A 16,622-nucleotide genomic window follows, 5' to 3' on the forward strand; every position below is an offset into this window, starting at 1 on the left:
GCGCATGCTGCATGCTGTGCCTCTACGGCCCAAACGGTCCCGCAACGCTGTCTCACGCCATGGAGCTGCGCATGACTACCACCTTCCCGGACGTCTCCATCAGCACGGACCGGTTGGTGCTGCGCCCCTTCGAGGAAGCCGACGTCGCCGCGTTCGCCGAGATGATGAACGACGAACTCGTCACCGCGTGGACCAGCGCCCCGCACCCCTGCACCCGTGCCGACGCCCGCCGCTGGGCCACCCGCGACGCCCACGCCGAACGCACCGAGGGCCGTGGCATCGTCTTCGCCGTCGCCGAGTTCCTCACCCAGAGACTCGTCGGCGCGGTCCACCTGCAGAACACCAACTGGCGGGCCCGCACCACCGAGGTCGGCTACGTCACCGCGCCCTGGGCCCGCGGCGAGGGCTACGCCAGCGAGTCCGTCCTCGCCGTCGCCCACTGGCTGTTCCGGGACCAGCGGTTCGAACGCCTCGAACTGCGCACCGCCGCCGACAACACCGCCGCCCAGCAGGTGGCCCAGAAGATCGGTTGCATCAGTGAAGGCGTTCTGCGGAACGCGTGGATAGTGCGCGCCCAGGCGGCCGACGGCCAGTGGGCCGAGGTCCGCACCGACCTGATCGTCTGGAGCCTGGTCCCCGAGGACCTCGACGACCTGGACGAGTTCGACGGCCACGACGGCTACGAGGGCTACCACGGCCATCCGGCCGAAGCGGGCGGCTACGCCGTCTCGACGCACTGGAACTGATCCGCTCACCGGGTAGTCTCATGTGACCGCGTCCCTTGTGACCGCGTCCCTTGTGACCGCGTCCCATGTGACCACCCGCGCTCCAGGACCGCACTCCACACTCCCACCCCACCAGGATCTGGAGACTGACGACGATGGCCGACCGGGTCACGGTGATCGGCTGGGACGGCTCGCCCCTCACCGCGGCCGCCAGGTCAGCGCTATCCGCCGCCACCCTGGTGGCCGGCGCCGCCCACCACCTGGCCCTGCCGGAGATTCCGCCCGCCGCCGAACGCATCCGGCTCGGCAGTCTGGGCCTCGCCGCCCGCCGCATCGCCGGCCACCGCGGCACCGCCGTCGTCCTCGCCGACGGAGACCCCGGCTTCTTCGGCATCGTCCGGACCCTCCGCGCACCCGAACACGGCCTCGAAGTCGAAGTCGTCCCCGCCGTCTCCTTCGTCGCCGCCGCCTTCGCCCGCGCCGGCATGCCCTGGGACGACGCCCAGGTCGTCGTCGCCCACCGGCGCACCCTGCGCCGCGCCGTCAACGTCTGCCGCGCCCACACCAAGGTCGCCGTCCTCACCTCGCCCGGCGCCGGCCCCGCCGAACTCGCCCTGCTCCTCGACGGAGTCCACCGCACCTTCGTCATCTGCGAGGAACTCGGCACCGACCGGGAACAGGTGACCGTCCTCACCTCCGACAAGGCCGCCGACCACAGCTGGCGCGACCCCAACGTGGTCATCGTCATCGGCGGCGGCGGACAGGTCGGACACGGCGCCAACGAAGCCGGCTGGCTGTTCGGCCAGCCCGCATCCGGCGCCGCTGACGCCCCCCGCGGCTGGGCCCACCCCGACCCCGACGCCACCGAGGGAGGCTCCGCCCCACTGCGGGCGGCACAGCTCGCCCGCCTCGGCCCGCGCATCGGCGACCTGCTCTGGGACATCGGCACCGGATCCGGCGCCCTCGCCGTGGACGCGGCCGCCTTCGGCGCCGCCGTCATCGCCATCGACTCCGACGCACGCGCCTGCGAACGGGCAACTGCCGCCGCCCGCGCGCGCGGAGTCCAGCTCCAGACCGTGCACGGAACCGCCCCGCACGTGTTGGAATCCCTGCCCGAACCGGACGTCGTACGCATCGGCGGCGGGGGCGTCCCGGTGGTCCTCGCCTGCGCCGACCGCCGCCCCGAACGGATCGTCACCCACGCCTCCACCCGCGACGAGGCCGAGGCCCTCGGACGGGCCCTGACCGAACGCGGATACACGGTCGAGTGCTCACTCCTCCAGTCCGTCGCCCTCGACCCCCGCACCTGGGACGAACAGGACCGTTCCGTGGTGTTCCTGCTGGCAGCGGTACGCCCCGCGCCCCGCTGACCACGCCGCCCGGGGTAGGCTGGCCGATCGTCGTACCGGGAGACGCGTGATGTGCTGACGTGGCGCAGTCCACAGTGGACCGGGGTCGTAATGGCCGCCACCGCGGCGAACGGGCGCGACAATGCTTAGTGGTTGCCCGCGGCGGGGTACGTGAGGTGTTCGTGCCGTGCGGCAGCCGCGCTCGTTCCGCCGTGGCCTGTCGGCCGTGGCGCCCGGCCCTGCCGGCCGTACGGGCGCCGGCGAGGCGACGGAGGAAGCACAAGCGATGGGCGAGGGGTACGCATGACCGACACCGGCCAGGTTCCGGGCGAGGGCCTTCCGGACAACGCGGACATGATGGATCAGCAGGGCATCCCCGCGCCGATTCCCCCACAGGCCCCGGCACCCGTCCCCCCGCAGCCCCCCGCCGGCCACCCGGCTCCCGGCGGCTACGCCTTCCAGGACCTCGCGGACAATCCCGAGGACGAGGAAGAGGACGAACTGCTGTTGATGCCCAGCGGCCAGGGCCTGGGCGGCTCGTGGAGCGACCCGCAGGTGGTCCCGCCGGTACCCGCGTACCCGGTGGAGGGTTACCCGGCCGAGGGGTACCCCGTCGAGGGCTACCCGGGCGAGGGCTACCCGGTGGAGGGTGGTTACCCCCTCGGCGGTTACCCCACCGAGGGGTACCCGGTGGAGGGCCAGGCCGCAGCGCACTACGCGGATGGCGCCCACGAAGCGGGCGGCCGCGACTCCGGCTCGCTCGACCTCGGTGGCATGAACCTTCCCCAGTCGCAGATGGCGCCCCCCACCGCCCCGGTGCCCCCCGGCGCGCCCATGGCCCCGCCGGCCCGGCGCCCGCTGCACATGGGCCCGCCGATGCCGGACGCCTCCGGCGGTGTCGTACGGTCCCTGGCCGACCGTGGTCCGGCCCCGGCGGCGGCGGCGCCCGCGCCCGTCGCCCCGTCGGCCGCCGTGCCCGCGCCGCAGCCCGGACCGGGTCCGGAGTACCTCGACGTACCGGGCCGGCCGGTCCCGCCCGTTCAGCCGGTGCAGGCCGGTGAGCCGTGGGCGGCCGCGCCGGTCGAGGGCGATGCCCCTGTGGAGCCGGCTGTGGTGGATGCGGCCGTGGTGGAGCCGGTCGTGGTGGACCCGGCCGTGGTGGACCCGGCCGTGGTGGAGCCGGCCGTGGTGGAGCCGGCCGTGGTGGACGCCGTCCTCGCCGTGGACCCGGCCGTGCCCGTGGAGGCCGTTGCCCCCGTGCCGGTCGTGGAGCCCGTCGTACCCCTGGAGCAGATCGCGCCGTTGGGGCAGGTCCCGTCGGCGGAGCAGGTCGTTCCGGCGGAGCAGGTCGCTCCGGTGACGGACGCCGCGGAAACGGCGGTTCAGGCGTCGGAGCAGCCGGTGGCCGCGGACGCGGACGCGGCCGTGCCGCTGGTCCCCGCAGCCACTGCAGTCCCCGCAGCCCCGGGGGAGCCCGCCGCTCCTGCGGCTTCTGACGTTCCTGCCGCTTCTGCCGCTTCTGCCGCTTCTGCCGCTGTCGAGCCGGCCTCTTCCGCCGAGCCCGTCGTTCCGGTCGCGGCCGTCGGGGCTGTTGCGGCTGTCGCGGGTGCCGCCCCGGTCGAGGGAGTCGTCCCGGTCGGGCCCGAGGCGTCCGAGGCGTCCGTCGTGCCCGAGGTGTCCGTCGCGCCCGAGACGGCTGGTGCCCCCGAGGTTCCCGTTTCTCCCGAGGCACCTGTTGCTGTCGAGGTGCCGGCTCCCGCCGAGGTGCCCGCCGCTCCGGTCGCGGAGCAGGCGCCGGAGCTGTCCTCCGGCCCCGCCGAGGGCCAGGCCGTGCCCGGAGCGGACGTTCCGGCCGGTGAGTCGGCGCTCGCCGAGCCGCTGCCGGCCGCCGAGTCCGTCCCCGTCGAAGCCGTCTCCGCCGAGGCCGTCCCCGCCGAGGCCGACGGCTTGTTGGCCGCCGCCGTTCCGGCGGGTCCCGTCGGACCGCAGGTGCCCGTGACCGGGCCGGCCGCCGAGCAGTCCGCCGCGCCGCTGGCCGAGCAGGCCGCCGCGCAGGCGGCTGCACAGGCAGCCGGGCAGGGCGCCGGGCAGGCGGGCGGGCAGGCGGGCGAGACCGTGGCGCCGGAGGCGCCGCAGGCCGTCCCGCTGCCGGACCCTGCCGTCCCCGCCGTACCGGCCGAGGCCGTCGCCCCGGTCGAGGCCCAGGTCGAGGACGCTGCCGAGGCCCCCGCCGCGGAGCCGCTGTCCGAGCCCGCCCCGGAGGCGGACGGGACCGCCGATGCCCCGGAGGCGGACGCCGCCCCGCAGGCACCGGCCGGCGAGCCCGCGCCCGGATACGCCGACGCCGAACGCGAGGCCGTCCTCCGCGTCATGCGCGAGCGCCGCGACATCCGCAACGGCTTCCGCAACGACCCCATCCCGCACGAGGTGCTGCTGCGCGTCCTCGAAGCCGCGCACACGGCCCCGAGCGTCGGCCACTCCCAGCCCTGGGACTTCGTGGTCATCCGGTCCGCCGAGACCCGGCGCACCATGCACGAACTGGCCCAGCGTCAGCGCGAGGCGTACGCCAAGTCCCTCCCGAAGGGCCGGGCGAAGCAGTTCAAGGAAATGAAGATCGAGGCCATCCTCGAGACCCCCGTGAACATCGTGGTCACCGCCGATCCCACCCGGGGCGGCCGCCACACCCTCGGCCGGCACACCCAGCCGCAGATGGCCCCGTACTCCTCCGCCCTGGCGGTGGAGAACCTGTGGCTCGCCGCCCGCGCCGAAGGGCTCGGCGTCGGCTGGGTCAGCTTCTTCGACGAGCGCGAGATGGTGCGCGCCCTCGGCCTGCCCGAGCACCTGGAGGTCGTCGCCTACCTGTGCGTCGGGTACGTCGACGAATTCCCGGACGAGCCCGAGCTGATGCAGGCAGGCTGGTCCAAGCGGCGCCCGCTGTCCTGGGTGGTCCACGAGGAGACGTACGGCCGCCGGGCCCTGCCGGGCGAGGCGCCGCACGACCTGCTCGCGGAGACCGTCGGCAGCATCCGCCCGCTCGATGCCAAGGCGCTCGGCGAGGCGTGGGAGCGCCAGAAGCGCATGACCAAGCCGGCGGGCGCGCTCGGCATGCTGGAGATCATCTCCGCGCAGCTGGCCGGCCTGTCGCGGGTCTGCCCGCCGCCCATCCCGGAGCCGGCGGCGGTCGCGATCTTCGCCGGTGACCACGGCGTCCACGCCCAGGGCGTCACCCCGTGGCCGCAGGAGGTCACCTCGCAGATGGTGGCCAACTTCCTGGGCGGCGGGGCGGTCTGCAACGCGTTCGCCAACCAGGTGGGCGCCGAGGTCTGCGTGATCGACGTGGGCGTCGCCGGGGACCTCCCGGCTACTCCCGGCCTGCTGCCCCGCAAGGTCCGGCCGGGCACCGCCGACCTGTCCACCGGCCCGGCCATGACCCACGAGGAGGCCGTCGCCGCGATCGAGGTGGGCATCGAGACGGCCCGCGACCTGGTCGCGGCCGGCAACAAGGCGCTGCTCACCGGCGAGATGGGCATCGCCAACACCACCGTGTCCGCGGCGCTCATCTCGGTCTTCACCGGGGTGGACGCCTCGGAGGTCACCGGCCGGGGCACCGGGATCAACGACGAGACCCATGCCCGCAAGGTCGACGTGGTCCGGCGCGCGCTGGAGCTGCACCAGCCCGACCCGGCGGACCCGATCGGCGTCCTCTCCGCGATCGGCGGCCTGGAGCACGCGGCGATGGTCGGCCTCATCCTGGGCGCGGCCTCGCTCCGTACGCCGGTGATCCTGGACGGCGTCAGCGCCGGCGCGGCAGCCCTGGTGGCCCGCGCCATCGCCCCCGAGTCCCTCTCGGCCTGCATTGCCGGCCACCGCAGCGCGGAGCCGGGCCACGTGGCGGCCCTGAACAAGCTCGGCCTGCGCCCGCTGGTCGACCTGGACCTGCGCCTCGGCGAGGGCACGGGCGCCCTCCTGGCCCTCCCGCTGGTCCAGAGCGCGGCCCGGGCGATGCACGAGGTGGCGACGTTCGACTCGGCGGGCGTCACGGAGAAGTAGGGGACGGTGCGGGTGCGGGTGCGGGTGCGGGTGCGGATGCGGGTACGAGGACGGGCCCGGGTACGGTCCTGATCCCGTGCCCGCTCCAACCCTGAGCGGGCACGGGGGGCCGGGGCGTGCACGGGGAGGCTCCGCCTGGGCGGTATCCGGGGGTGCCCGGGGGCTGCCCGTCAGTCCCAGTGTCATTACGTGCCGGCCGCCGGCGTCAAGGGCGCTCCTTCGTCGCGTCGGCAAGCCGATGGCCCTTTGGGCCACCCTTGACGCCGGCGGCCGTCACGCAACGACAAGGACTGTCGGGCGGCCCCCGGGGGATGGCATGGGAGGAGCCTTCGGATCCTGGCGCTGTGGCGTTGGCGGGTACGGGCGGCGGCTCTCGCTCGGCCAGCCGCCCTCCGGGCGGGCGCGGGGGTGAAGTGGATCAGTTCTACGTAATGTGGGCCGGTCCGGGCGCGCCAGATCGCTACGCGCTCCTGTCGGACGGCGGGTGCGGGCGGCCGGTGGCCGGACATAGACCGCCACGGATCGCTACGCGCTTCGGCCTGTCGGCGGGTGCGGCCCGCCGGGGCTGAACTGTGCTCCTGCGGGTATGGCGGCCGACAGGCCGCGTGCGTCGCCGACCACCGGCCGCTCAGCAGCCAACGGCGCGCAACCACGCACAGGTGGCTCGGTATCTGTGATGCCTTGTATGGGTGGGCGGGTGGGAGACCCCCCTCCGCGCGAAGCGCGGTACAAGCCGTGGCGGGTCGGCCGCCGATGGCGCGTAGCCACGCACAGGTGGCTCGGTATCTGTGATGCCTTGTATGGGTGGGCGGGTGGGAGACCCCCCTCCGCGCGAAGCGCGGTACAAGCCGTGGCGGGTCGGCCGCCGATGGTGCGCAACCACGCACAGGTGGCTGGGCATCTGTGATGCCTTGTACGGGTGGGCGGGTGGGAAACCCCTCCGCGCGAAGCGCGGAACAAACCATGGCGGGGCGGCCGCCAACGGCGCGCGCGCCGGCCCGTGGCGGGGCAGCCGCCGACGATGGCGTCGCCGCCATGGGCAATGGCCCGCATGCGCGGCGGCGCACGCTGCGCGCGGGGAGACCGGCGCGGAGCGCGAACGCGGAGGGGTCCGGCGCGGCCGCGCCCCGAGCCACCGGGCCCCGGTCCCCGAGGGCACGCAGGGCGCGCCGTAAGGTGGACCCCGCAGGACAACACCGCACGTCAGTACCCCCCGCCGCTCCAACGCCGCAGCGGCACCCGCAGCACCACCGCCGCCTCAGGAGCCGCACCGCCATGGCCGAACATCCCGCCTACCCCGTAGGGCTCCGCCTCGCCGGCCGCCGCGTCGTCGTCGTCGGCGGCGGCCAGGTCGCGCAGCGCCGCCTCCCCGCCCTCGTCGCGGCCGGCGCCGACGTTCTGCTGATCTCGCCCTCGGCCACCCCGTCCGTCGACGCCATGGCCGAGACCGGTGAGATCCGCTGGGAGCGCCGCCGTTACCGGGAGGGCGACCTCGCCGACGCCTGGTACGTGCTCATCGCCACCCAGAACCGTGACGTCAACGACCTGGTCTCGGCCGAGGCCGAGCGCGGCCGCGTCTGGGCCGTGCGCGCCGACGACGCCTCCGCCGCCACCGCTTGGACCCCGGCCACCGGGCGCAGCGAGGGCGTCACGGTCGCCGTGCTGACGGGGAACGACCCGCGCCGTTCGGCCGCCGTCCGGGACGCCGTGGTGGAGGGGCTGAGGGACGGCTCCCTCAACGCCCCCGCCCAGCGCCGGGCGCACGCCCCGGGTGTGGCGCTCGTCGGCGGCGGGCCCGGTGACCCCGACCTGATCACCGTGCGCGGGCGCCGGCTGCTCGCCCAGGCCGACGTGGTCATCGCCGACCGGCTCGGCCCCCGCGACCTGCTGGACGAACTCCCGCCGCACGTCGAGGTCATCGACGCGGCGAAGATCCCGTACGGCCGTTACATGGCGCAGGAGGCCATCAACAACGCGCTCATCGAGCACGCCAAGGCCGGCAAGGCGGTGGTCCGGCTCAAGGGCGGGGACCCGTACGTCTTCGGACGGGGCATGGAGGAGCTCCAGGCGCTCGCGGCGGAGGGCATTCCCTGCACGGTGGTGCCCGGGATCTCCAGCTCCATCTCGGTGCCGGGCGCCGTCGGCATCCCGGTCACCCACCGGGGCGTCGCCCACGAGTTCACCGTCGTCAGCGGACACGTGGGTCCCGACGACCCGCGGTCCCTGGTCGACTGGGCGTCCCTGGCGAAGCTGACCGGCACCCTGGTGATCCTCATGGGCGTCGACAAGATCGGCCTGATCGCCGAGGCCCTGGTCCGGTACGGGCGCTCCGCCGACACCCCCGTCGCCGTGATCCAGGAGGGCACCACGGCGACGCAGCGCAGGGTGGACGCCACCCTGGCGACCGTCGGCGAGACCGTGCGGGCGGAGGAGGTCCGGCCGCCGGCCGTCATCGTGATCGGCGAGGTCGTGAACGTACACCGGGCCGAGGACACCGCGCCCGGCGCCGGGGACACCGGCACCGCCGGCTGACCGCACCGGCACCCCGCCGACCGCACCACCGGCCGCCGGGCCGTTGGCACCGCACCCTGGACAAGGCAGTATCACCCTGTGGCAGATCTCATCACCGTCGAGGACCCCGACGACCCGCGCCTGCGCGACTACACGGGCCTGACCGACGTCGAACTCCGGCGCAAGCGCGAGCCCGTCGAGGGCCTGTTCATCGCCGAGGGCGAGAAGGTCATCAGACGGGCCAAGAACGCCGGCTACGAGATGCGGTCGATGCTGCTGTCCGCCAAGTGGGTCGATGTGATGCGGGACGTCATCGACGAGCTCCCGGCCCCCGTGTACGCGGTCAGCCCCGAGCTGGCTGAGCGGGTCACCGGCTACCACGTGCACCGGGGAGCCCTGGCCTCGATGCAGCGCAAGCCGCTCCCCACGGCGCAGGAACTGCTCGCCGGTGCCCGCCGGGTGGTGGTCATGGAGGCCGTGAACGACCACACCAACATCGGGGCCATCTTCCGCAGCGCCGCCGCGCTCGGCATGGACGCCGTCCTGCTGTCGCCCGACTGCGCGGACCCGCTCTACCGGCGCTCGGTCAAGGTGTCCATGGGCGCGGTGTTCTCCGTGCCGTACGCCCGGCTGGAGACCTGGCCCAAGGGGCTGGACACGGTCCGGGAGGCCGGGTTCAGGCTGCTGGCCCTGACGCCGCACGAGAAGGCCTCGCCGATCGACGAGGCGGCGCCGCAGGACCTGGAGCGGGTCGCGCTGATGCTGGGCGCCGAAGGCGACGGCCTGTCCACGCAGGCCCTCGTGGCCGCGGACGAATGGGTCCGCATCCCGATGGCGCACGGAGTGGACTCGCTGAACGTGGGCGCGGCCGCGGCCGTGGCCTTCTACGCGGTGGCCGGCTCCGGCCGTCCCACGGGCTGACCGGTGCCGGGGCGGGTTCCCGCCGCGCCGGCACGTCCGGCTCAGTCAGAAGGAGAAGGCGCCGGACCGCACCTTCGCGAAGTGGTTCATGACCCGGATCCCGGGTGCGGGGGCGGCACCGTCCGTGTAGGCCACGGCGGTGCCGAGTCCGTCGGCCAGGGTCCTCAGCTTCTGCAACACGACCCGGTCGTCGACGAGCTCCTCGGCCGGAAAGCTGTCATAGGTCTGCTGCAGAACCTCGATGTGCCGGTCGAGGCGGCGCCCGGCGCCCTCCCGGTCGTTCTCGTACAGGTCGTCGAGCGCGCGGTACGTGACCTCGCTCGTCCGCAGCCCCACCGCGTGCACGATCACCGTCTCCTCGTCGAGCGTGGCCCCCTCGGCCAGCACGAGCTTCCGGCTCCGGCTCTGCCGGGCGAGCGTGTCGGCGTACTGCACGACGGCCGTGCCGAGCCCGTCCGCCGGGTCCCGGCCGTCCGGGACCCGGACCTCGAGCACCACCCAGTACGTCTCGCCGAAGGCCAGGTCCGGGGCGAAGATCCGGATCCCCTTCTCCCCGGTGATCAGATCCGGCAGCACCTCGGTGCCGTGCTGCTCCCGCGCGGTCCGGGCGGCCGCCGCGGCCTCCCGGAACACCCGCGCCCGCTCCCTCGGGTCGGACACCAGGTCGTGCCCGTACAGGTGCCACACCTCCACCTCGGGATCGACGTCGATCCTGAGCTGGACGTCGATGGCCGCCAGGTGGTCCCGCCGTTCCAGGTCCTCCAGCAGCCCGGCGCCGACGTCCTCGGGACGGGTCACGAAGGCCGAGCTGCCACCCGCCGTGCCGGCGAGCGCCGACAGCTCGGCCATCCGCGCGTCCGTGCCGAAACCGAAACAGGAGAGGGTCAGGTCGCCGCGGAGCCTCGCCGCGAGGTTCCGGCGGATCACCGTCCAGTTCCGCTCGCCCGAGGTCGGGTCGCCGTCCGAGAAGAGGTAGAGCCGGTTGACGGTGCGGGCACTGCCGGCCCGGCGGCCGATCTCCGCGATCCCGTACTGCAGGCCGCGGTCGATGTCCGTGCCGCCGTCGGCCGTCATCCCCGACACGAGCTGGACGAACCGCTCCTCCGGCAGATCGGCCTTGCGCGTGCCGGGGAGCAACGTGGCCACGTCGGTGGCGAAGGTGACGATGCCCAGGCAGTCGGTGGGGCGCAGCCTCCGGTAGATCTGCTGGAGCGCGGCCTTCACGGTGTCGAGCTTGGGACCCGCCATGGAGTAGCTGATGTCCACGACGAAGACGAGGTTGACCGGCAGCGGCTCCCGGGCCGGGGCCTCCGCCGAGGGGGCCGCACCCGCCTTCAGGGCGATCTCGACGAAGTGGGTGGTCGCCTCGCGGGCCTTCGAGTCACCGGGCACGGCCGCGATCCCGTGGCTGACGGCGACGGCCTCGCCCTCGGGCGGCCCGGGCACCTGGCCGGTGCGGGAGGCGACGAAGTCGTCGAAGCGGATCTGGTCCTGCCCGATGAGCACACCGTTCTCGATCAACTCGGTGATCCCGAGCAGCGACCGCGTGCCGTAGGCGGTGCTGCGGCGGATGAAGAGCCCGTCGTGGGGGAGGGGGCGGCCGGGGTCCCGGCCGGGCCCGGTGCCCGAGGGCGGGACGGCGGCACGGCGGGCGTTGGGTCCGAAGGCGATGTTCCCGTTCCCGGCGGAGCGCGAGTGGGCGAAGCCGGTGTTGGCGTGGCCGCCTCGCGCCTGGCGAGCCCCGGAGCGCTCCCCGGGGGCGGACCCGCGCGGGGCGGAGCGGGCGCTCGGCGGGGCGGAGAGGGCGCTCGGCGGGGCCGAGCTCCGGACGTCCCCCAGGAAGTCGGGCACGTCCAGGTCGTCGTCGTCCCACCCGAGCCGCCGGGGCGCGGGCGCGGCGGGGCTGGGCGGCAGAACGGAGGCCCGGGGAGACGGCTCCGCCTCACCGCGCAGAAGCTCCTCCGCCGCCCTCAGCCGCTCCAGCTCTTCCCGAAGCCTTTCGCGGCGCTCGATCTCCAGCCTCTGGAGGTGGTCCAGCTCCCGGTACTTCTGCTCCAGCTCGCGCCGCACCTCCTGCAGCTGCTCCTCGCGTTCCGGGTTTCGCCTGCGCTCCTGGGCGTCCAGTCTGCCGAACTCAGCCCATTCGCCCGCCGGCTGCGGGAGCTGCACCCGTCCCGTGGAGTGGATGACCACCCCGCGCTCCAGCCAGCGCTGAACCGGCTGCCGGTGGGCGGGGATCCCGTCCGGGACGCCGGGGCCGGCAGTACCGCGCCCCAGCCAGCGGCGAAACGGGTTCCGGCGGCCGGGGGCCCCTCCCGGCAGGCCGGGGCCTGCCGTCAAGGTCTCCGCGTGGATCACGACAGTGACGCCGGGGTCGAGGGGAAGGGCGCGCAGCTCCCGGTCGACGAAACGCCGGTACGTCACCAGATCGTCGACGACCTCGCACTCGCGGGCCCCCAGGTGCGCGGCGTAGCGCCGGCAGGCCACCTCGCGCCGGTCCCGCCGACTCGGGCCGTCCGGAGCGAAGGGGTCGCAGAGCAGCAGTACCACCCGGCCCCCCGACCAGTCGTCGCGAGCGGGCCAGGAGCCTTCGAACCGCTCGTCGCAGAGCCGCAGTGAGGCCCCGAGGGCGAGGAGGCCTTCGAGGAGGTCCTCCTGCCCCTCCATCAGCCCCTGCCGCAGCGCCTCGCGCTCGACGGTCGGCCGGACGAACACCGCGGTGCCGGGGTACCGGTCGAGTAAGTCGTCCACCTCCTGCGGATCGTGGACCGCCGTCCTCGCCAGGCGCAGTCCCGCGCCCCGGAAGCGGATCTCGCCCTCCAACGGCGGGACCAACGGGGTGTCCTGCGAGGCCGCTCGCGGCAGGTAGAGCAGGGCCGGGGAGCCCTCCTGGCCCGCACCCCAGAAATCGTCCGTCATGCGCGTTTCCTCCGGTATCGATGTCAGTCAGTGGGACGCGGCACGGCCCTGGCGCGCCGGCAGCGGGCAGCGTTCGTCCAGTTGTGTGTTGGTCCGCACCCCGACCTCGAACATTCCCTCCGCCCGCAGCCGTCCCAGCCACACGTCCAGGTCTCCGTCCAGCCCTCCGTTGGCCTCTGCGAGCCGTACTGCCCGGCCGAGGTCGGCGGGGTCCTGGGAGACCAGCAGGATCCTGATCTTCAGCGCGATCCCGTGCGGGTTGTCCGGTTCCCGCCTCAGCGCCTCGTCCACGTACCCCGAGGCCACCGCGGTGTTCTCGTTGGCCAGCGCGATCCTGGCCTTCCAGTACCAGAACTCCTCGGACTCCCGGTCCGTCCCGGGCGCCTCCAGCGCCCGTTCGGCCTGCTCCGGCTCGCCCGCTGCGAGCAGCCGGGCCACACGCGGGATCCGCGCCTCCGCGGCCGTTCCCTGTACGGGCCCCCGGCGCGCCTGGCTCATGAACCGCACCGCCACCACCAGGGCCGCCAGCAGGAAGAGCAGCAGCGCGCCGACCAGGACCATGAAGTTCAGCGCCCCCGCGCCGTCCGCGAGCGTGGCGAAGATACCCAGGACCGCGATGGCGAAGGTGAAGGTGATCACGGCCCCGAACAGGCCCGTGGCCTGCGCGGCAGTGAGCGTCCGGAACATCTTCGTGCGGATGAGGTTCCGGATGAAATCCCGGTAGATCATGAACAGGACACCGAGGGCCACACCCCCGAACCCGGCGATGGCGCCGAGGATCTGAAAGTCCAACATGCCACGGACTGTAGGACCTTGGGCCAGGGGGACGCAGGAATACCGGCGGAGATTCCCCGCCCGGAGGGGGCCTGGAACGGTCTAGAACCGCTGCGCCGCCGCGATGCCCAGGGCCACGATCAGCGTGACCACCACGAACACGATCAGCCGCTGGCGCAGCAGCCGCGGGTCGGGCCCGGCCGGGCGCCGCCCGCCCGTGGTGCTCCTCGGGGCCGGCCGCCCGTTGGTCCGGGGACCGGTACGCGGTCCCGTGCGCCCGGTGTCACGGCCCGCGCCGGTCCGTGCCGGACCGCCGTCCCGGGCCGGATTGCGGGTGCCGCTCGGCGTGCCGCCCGTGGGCCGGGGGGCCGGGGTGCCGGCGGGGCGGCGTTCGGTCCGCTGTTCGGCGTACTGCTCCGCCAGCCGGCCCGTCGGCCGCTCGGCCCGTTCGGGCCGGTCCGTCCGCGGACGGCGCTCCGGGATCCGGCCGTCCGTCAGCCCCTGCGCCTCGCGCGCCGCGATCTCCTTCAGCCGCATGGACAGCTGGAGGGTGCTCGGCCGGTCCTCGGGGTCCTTGGCCAGGCAGGCCCGGATCAGCGGGGCGAGCGCGTCCGGGACGCCGTGCAGGTGCGGCTCCTCGTGCACCACGCGGTACAGCATCACCTCGGAACTGCCGTGTCCGAAGGGGGAGTCGGCGGTCGCGGCGTAGGCGAGGGTGGCACCCAGGGCGAACACGTCGGTGGCCGGGGTGACCATGGCGCCGCGCACCTGCTCGGGGGCGAGGAAGCCGGGCGAGCCGACGGCCGTCCCCACGTGCGTGAGGGTGCTCGCGCCGGTCGCCCAGGCGATACCGAAGTCGATGATCCGCGGGCCCTTCGGGGACAGCAGGATGTTGGAGGGCTTGAGGTCGCGGTGGACGACCCCCGCCTCGTGCACGGCGACCAGGCCCTCGGACAGCGCGGCCCCCACGGCCGCGATCTGCGCCGCCGTCAGCGGCCCGTCCTCGGCCACCCGGTCGTGCAGTGAGGGTCCGGGCACGTACTGGGTCGCGAACCAGGGCCGCTCGGCCTCCAGGTCGGCCGCCACCAGGCGGGCCGTGCACCCGCCTCGGATCCGCCGGGCGGCGGACACCTCGCGGGCGAACCGGGACCGGAACTCCTGGTCCTCGGCCAGATCGGGCCGGATCACCTTCAGCGCGACGCGCTGTCCGCGCCGGTCCGAACCCAGGTAGACCACACCCATCCCGCCGGCGCCGAGCCGTCGGTGCAGCCTGAACGAGCCGACGACACGCGGGTCCTCGCGCCGGAGCCGCATCATCGCCATGTCCACCCCGCTGACTGACCGGTCGTCCTGTTGACGTGGCACAGCTTACGGACCATCCGCCACCTGCGCTCAGAGGCCGCGCCCTCGTCGGGAGATTCGATTGTCAGTGCGGTGTACGACACTTGAGGGGTGCTCAGAACTCGTCGGCCGGGACGGTCGCGGGCCCGGCCGCGCGGTCAATGGTCCATCGCGTAAGGGGGATTGACGATGAAGGGCGACAAGGTCGAGATCGTCGTGGACGCGGGTGACACGACACGGACGTACGAGGTGGCGGCGACCAGGGCGGGACGGCGGGTGGAGACGGCCGTCCGCCGCGGCGTGGTGGAAGTGAGCGAAGTCACGCGGTCGGGGCGCCCGGTGCGCACGGCCCGCTTCATGGCCAACCGGGTGGTCGCACTGGTGGAGCAGCCCCTTCCCGGGGGTCCCCTGGGGGATGACCCCCAGGAACGGTGAGGGATCTACACCCAGGGGAGTACGCCGGTGGTACGCCCGTCATCCTCCTGGATGCCCGCCAAAGGGTACGGAGGCATGAGGCCACGGCGGTTCCGCGCTCCTAAGGTTGAACTCAGGCGGTGGGCGGACAACTCGTCCCCCGAGGTCACCACGCCCACCGCCGCAGACGACAGGGAGAGGACGATGGCCGACACCGCACGGCAGGGACGCAAGGCATTCGCCTTCCACGCGCACCAGTCCGCATCCGGTACGCGCCACCCACTGGTGGCCGCGGCCATGGTCCTCCCCCTGGCCACCCTGCTCGTCATCCTCTTCGGGGGCTGGGAGCAGGTGGTGACACAGGCGTCGTCCGTGGGCGCGTTGCTGGGGCGCTGAGCGGCGCCCCGGGTCCGGGAGAGCGGCCCGGACCGGGACACGCGGCCCATACCCCGTGGGGACGGGGGTGCGGCGGACGGCCGATGAAGGTGCCGGCGGTACGACTGGGGAGTCGTACGGCCGGCACCTTTGCCTTTCCCGCGGGCTACGATCCCGGGGGCGGCCGGCGCCCGCACGAACCCCGGGGGACCACATGAACGAGCCGCCGTCCCAGCCGCCGTCCCGGACACTGACCGCAGCCCTGGCCGGTGCCGCGTCCGAGGTGGCCGGGGGCGGGGCCGGGCAGCCGTACGCCGTGCTCGCGGAACGGGACGACGGCGTGGTCGTGCGGCACGGGGACGTCGTCGCCAAGGCCCACGCGGCGGACAGCGACCCCGTCGGACTGGACGTCCGGCTCCGCGCGGCCGCGGCGCCCGAGCTCGCCGGCGTCCTGCTGGCGCCGCTGCGGCCCGCCGCCCGGGAGCTCCGGGGCCGCGCCGTGACCTTCTGGCCGTACGGCGCCCCCGTCGACCCGGAGCGGCCCGGCGACGCCCCCTGGGAGGAAGCCGCCCGGCTGCTCGCCGCCCTCCACCGGACACCGGTGGACCGGCTGCCGGGGCCGGTCCCGCCGATGCGCGGGCCCGCGAAGGTGGCCCGGGCGCTGCGGCGCATGGCCGGGGCGGTCGCCCGGGGGACCGAAGTGCCGGCCGGGGAGGTCGCCGCCGTGCTCGCCGCCGCCCGGACCCTGCCGGCCTGGGCCACCGGGGCGGCGTCCGCACCGGCCTCCGGGGTGCTCTGCCACGGGGACCTGCACCTCGGCCAGCTGGTCCGGGTACCCGGCACCGGCTGGCGCCTCATCGACGTGGACGACCTGGGTGTGGGCCTGCCCGCGTGGGACCTGGCCCGTCCCGCATCCTGGTACGCCGCCGGACTGCTGGCCCCCGGGGTGTGGCTGCGCTTCCTCGACGCCTACCGGGCCGCCGGCGGCCCGGCCGCGGGACCGCCCGGCAGCGACCCGTGGCCGGAACTGGACCTGGCCGCCCGTGCCTTGACCGTGCAGACCGCCGCGCTGGCCGTGGCCAAGGCGTGCGCCGAGGGCCGCGGACTGGACGACGTGGAGCGGGCGATGACCGCTTCTTGTGGCCGAATAGCGACAATCCCGGGTGAGTTGGAGGCGGGTGCTCCGTCGTAAGGTGAGCTCACGCCCCCGGCATTGCCTGCCGGAGGCACGTCCGACCGGCGA

General features: G+C 74.5%; 11 protein-coding genes. 8 read left to right on the top strand and 3 right to left on the bottom strand.

What is annotated here, in order from left to right; translation table 11 throughout:
- Positions 1-11 precede the first annotated feature (11 nt).
- From AC067U_RS25740 to AC067U_RS25760, 5 genes are all read left to right on the top strand, one after another.
- On the top strand, positions 12-746 hold the full coding sequence (locus AC067U_RS25740) for a GNAT family N-acetyltransferase (RefSeq protein ID WP_478832119.1): 735 nt from the start codon (positions 12-14) through the stop codon (positions 744-746).
- A gap of 134 nt (positions 747-880) precedes the next feature.
- On the top strand, positions 881-2,095 hold the full coding sequence (gene cbiE, locus AC067U_RS25745; protein ID WP_478832120.1) for a precorrin-6y C5,15-methyltransferase (decarboxylating) subunit CbiE: 1,215 nt from the start codon (positions 881-883) through the stop codon (positions 2,093-2,095).
- Positions 2,096-2,377: 282 nt separating this feature from the next.
- Positions 2,378-6,124: a nicotinate-nucleotide--dimethylbenzimidazole phosphoribosyltransferase gene (cobT, locus tag AC067U_RS25750; protein WP_478832121.1), complete on the top strand. Its 3,747-nt coding sequence runs from the start codon at positions 2,378-2,380 to the stop codon at positions 6,122-6,124.
- A 1,275-nt stretch (positions 6,125-7,399) separates the two neighbouring features.
- Positions 7,400-8,656, top strand: a complete 1,257-nt coding sequence (gene cobA / locus AC067U_RS25755) for a uroporphyrinogen-III C-methyltransferase (protein WP_478832122.1) — start codon at positions 7,400-7,402, stop codon at positions 8,654-8,656.
- Between the two features lie 78 nt (positions 8,657-8,734).
- Positions 8,735-9,556, top strand: coding sequence for a TrmH family RNA methyltransferase (locus tag AC067U_RS25760; protein WP_478832123.1), 822 nt, complete (start codon positions 8,735-8,737; stop codon positions 9,554-9,556).
- Positions 9,557-9,601: 45 nt separating this feature from the next.
- On the opposite strand, the gene AC067U_RS25765 is transcribed toward AC067U_RS25760, so the two are convergent.
- The 3 genes from AC067U_RS25765 to AC067U_RS25775 all read right to left on the bottom strand — a co-directional run bounded on the left by AC067U_RS25765 (position 9,602) and on the right by AC067U_RS25775 (position 14,572).
- Positions 9,602-12,475: a VWA domain-containing protein gene (locus AC067U_RS25765; RefSeq protein WP_478832124.1), complete on the bottom strand. Its 2,874-nt coding sequence runs from the start codon at positions 12,473-12,475 to the stop codon at positions 9,602-9,604.
- Positions 12,476-12,502: 27 nt separating this feature from the next.
- A complete protein-coding gene (locus AC067U_RS25770; protein ID WP_478832125.1) occupies positions 12,503-13,270 on the bottom strand; it encodes a hypothetical protein in 768 nt (255 codons plus the stop codon).
- A gap of 81 nt (positions 13,271-13,351) precedes the next feature.
- The gene (locus tag AC067U_RS25775) at positions 13,352-14,572 is read right to left on the bottom strand and encodes a serine/threonine-protein kinase (RefSeq protein WP_478832169.1); all 1,221 of its coding nucleotides are present in this window, start codon (positions 14,570-14,572) and stop codon (positions 13,352-13,354) included.
- 207 nt (positions 14,573-14,779) lie between these two features.
- Between AC067U_RS25775 and AC067U_RS25780 the strand changes: the two genes are divergently transcribed.
- From AC067U_RS25780 to AC067U_RS25790, 3 genes are all read left to right on the top strand, one after another.
- The gene (locus AC067U_RS25780) at positions 14,780-15,025 is read left to right on the top strand and encodes a hypothetical protein (protein WP_478832126.1); all 246 of its coding nucleotides are present in this window, start codon (positions 14,780-14,782) and stop codon (positions 15,023-15,025) included.
- 183 nt (positions 15,026-15,208) lie between these two features.
- Positions 15,209-15,400, top strand: a complete 192-nt coding sequence (locus AC067U_RS25785; protein WP_478832127.1) for a hypothetical protein — start codon at positions 15,209-15,211, stop codon at positions 15,398-15,400.
- 193 nt (positions 15,401-15,593) lie between these two features.
- Complete coding sequence (locus AC067U_RS25790) at positions 15,594-16,571, top strand: phosphotransferase family protein (RefSeq protein WP_478832128.1); 978 nt, start codon at positions 15,594-15,596, stop codon at positions 16,569-16,571.
- Positions 16,572-16,622: the final 51 nt, after the last annotated feature.

Source organism: Streptomyces sp. NPDC043853 (genome assembly GCF_056436025.1).

Excerpts from the sequence above, each read along its gene's own strand:
- AC067U_RS25740 (WP_478832119.1), top strand. The coding sequence starts at position 12 with ATGCTGTGCCTCTACGGCCCAAACGGTCCCGCAACGCTGTCTCACGCC.
- cbiE (WP_478832120.1), top strand. The coding sequence starts at position 881 with ATGGCCGACCGGGTCACGGTGATCGGCTGGGACGGCTCGCCCCTCACC.
- cobT (WP_478832121.1), top strand. The coding sequence starts at position 2,378 with ATGACCGACACCGGCCAGGTTCCGGGCGAGGGCCTTCCGGACAACGCG.
- cobA (WP_478832122.1), top strand. The coding sequence starts at position 7,400 with ATGGCCGAACATCCCGCCTACCCCGTAGGGCTCCGCCTCGCCGGCCGC.
- AC067U_RS25765 (WP_478832124.1), bottom strand. The coding sequence starts at position 12,475 with ATGACGGACGATTTCTGGGGTGCGGGCCAGGAGGGCTCCCCGGCCCTG.
- AC067U_RS25770 (WP_478832125.1), bottom strand. The coding sequence starts at position 13,270 with ATGTTGGACTTTCAGATCCTCGGCGCCATCGCCGGGTTCGGGGGTGTG.
- AC067U_RS25775 (WP_478832169.1), bottom strand. The coding sequence starts at position 14,572 with ATGGCGATGATGCGGCTCCGGCGCGAGGACCCGCGTGTCGTCGGCTCG.
- AC067U_RS25780 (WP_478832126.1), top strand. The coding sequence starts at position 14,780 with ATGAAGGGCGACAAGGTCGAGATCGTCGTGGACGCGGGTGACACGACA.
- AC067U_RS25785 (WP_478832127.1), top strand. The coding sequence starts at position 15,209 with ATGGCCGACACCGCACGGCAGGGACGCAAGGCATTCGCCTTCCACGCG.
- AC067U_RS25790 (WP_478832128.1), top strand. The coding sequence starts at position 15,594 with ATGAACGAGCCGCCGTCCCAGCCGCCGTCCCGGACACTGACCGCAGCC.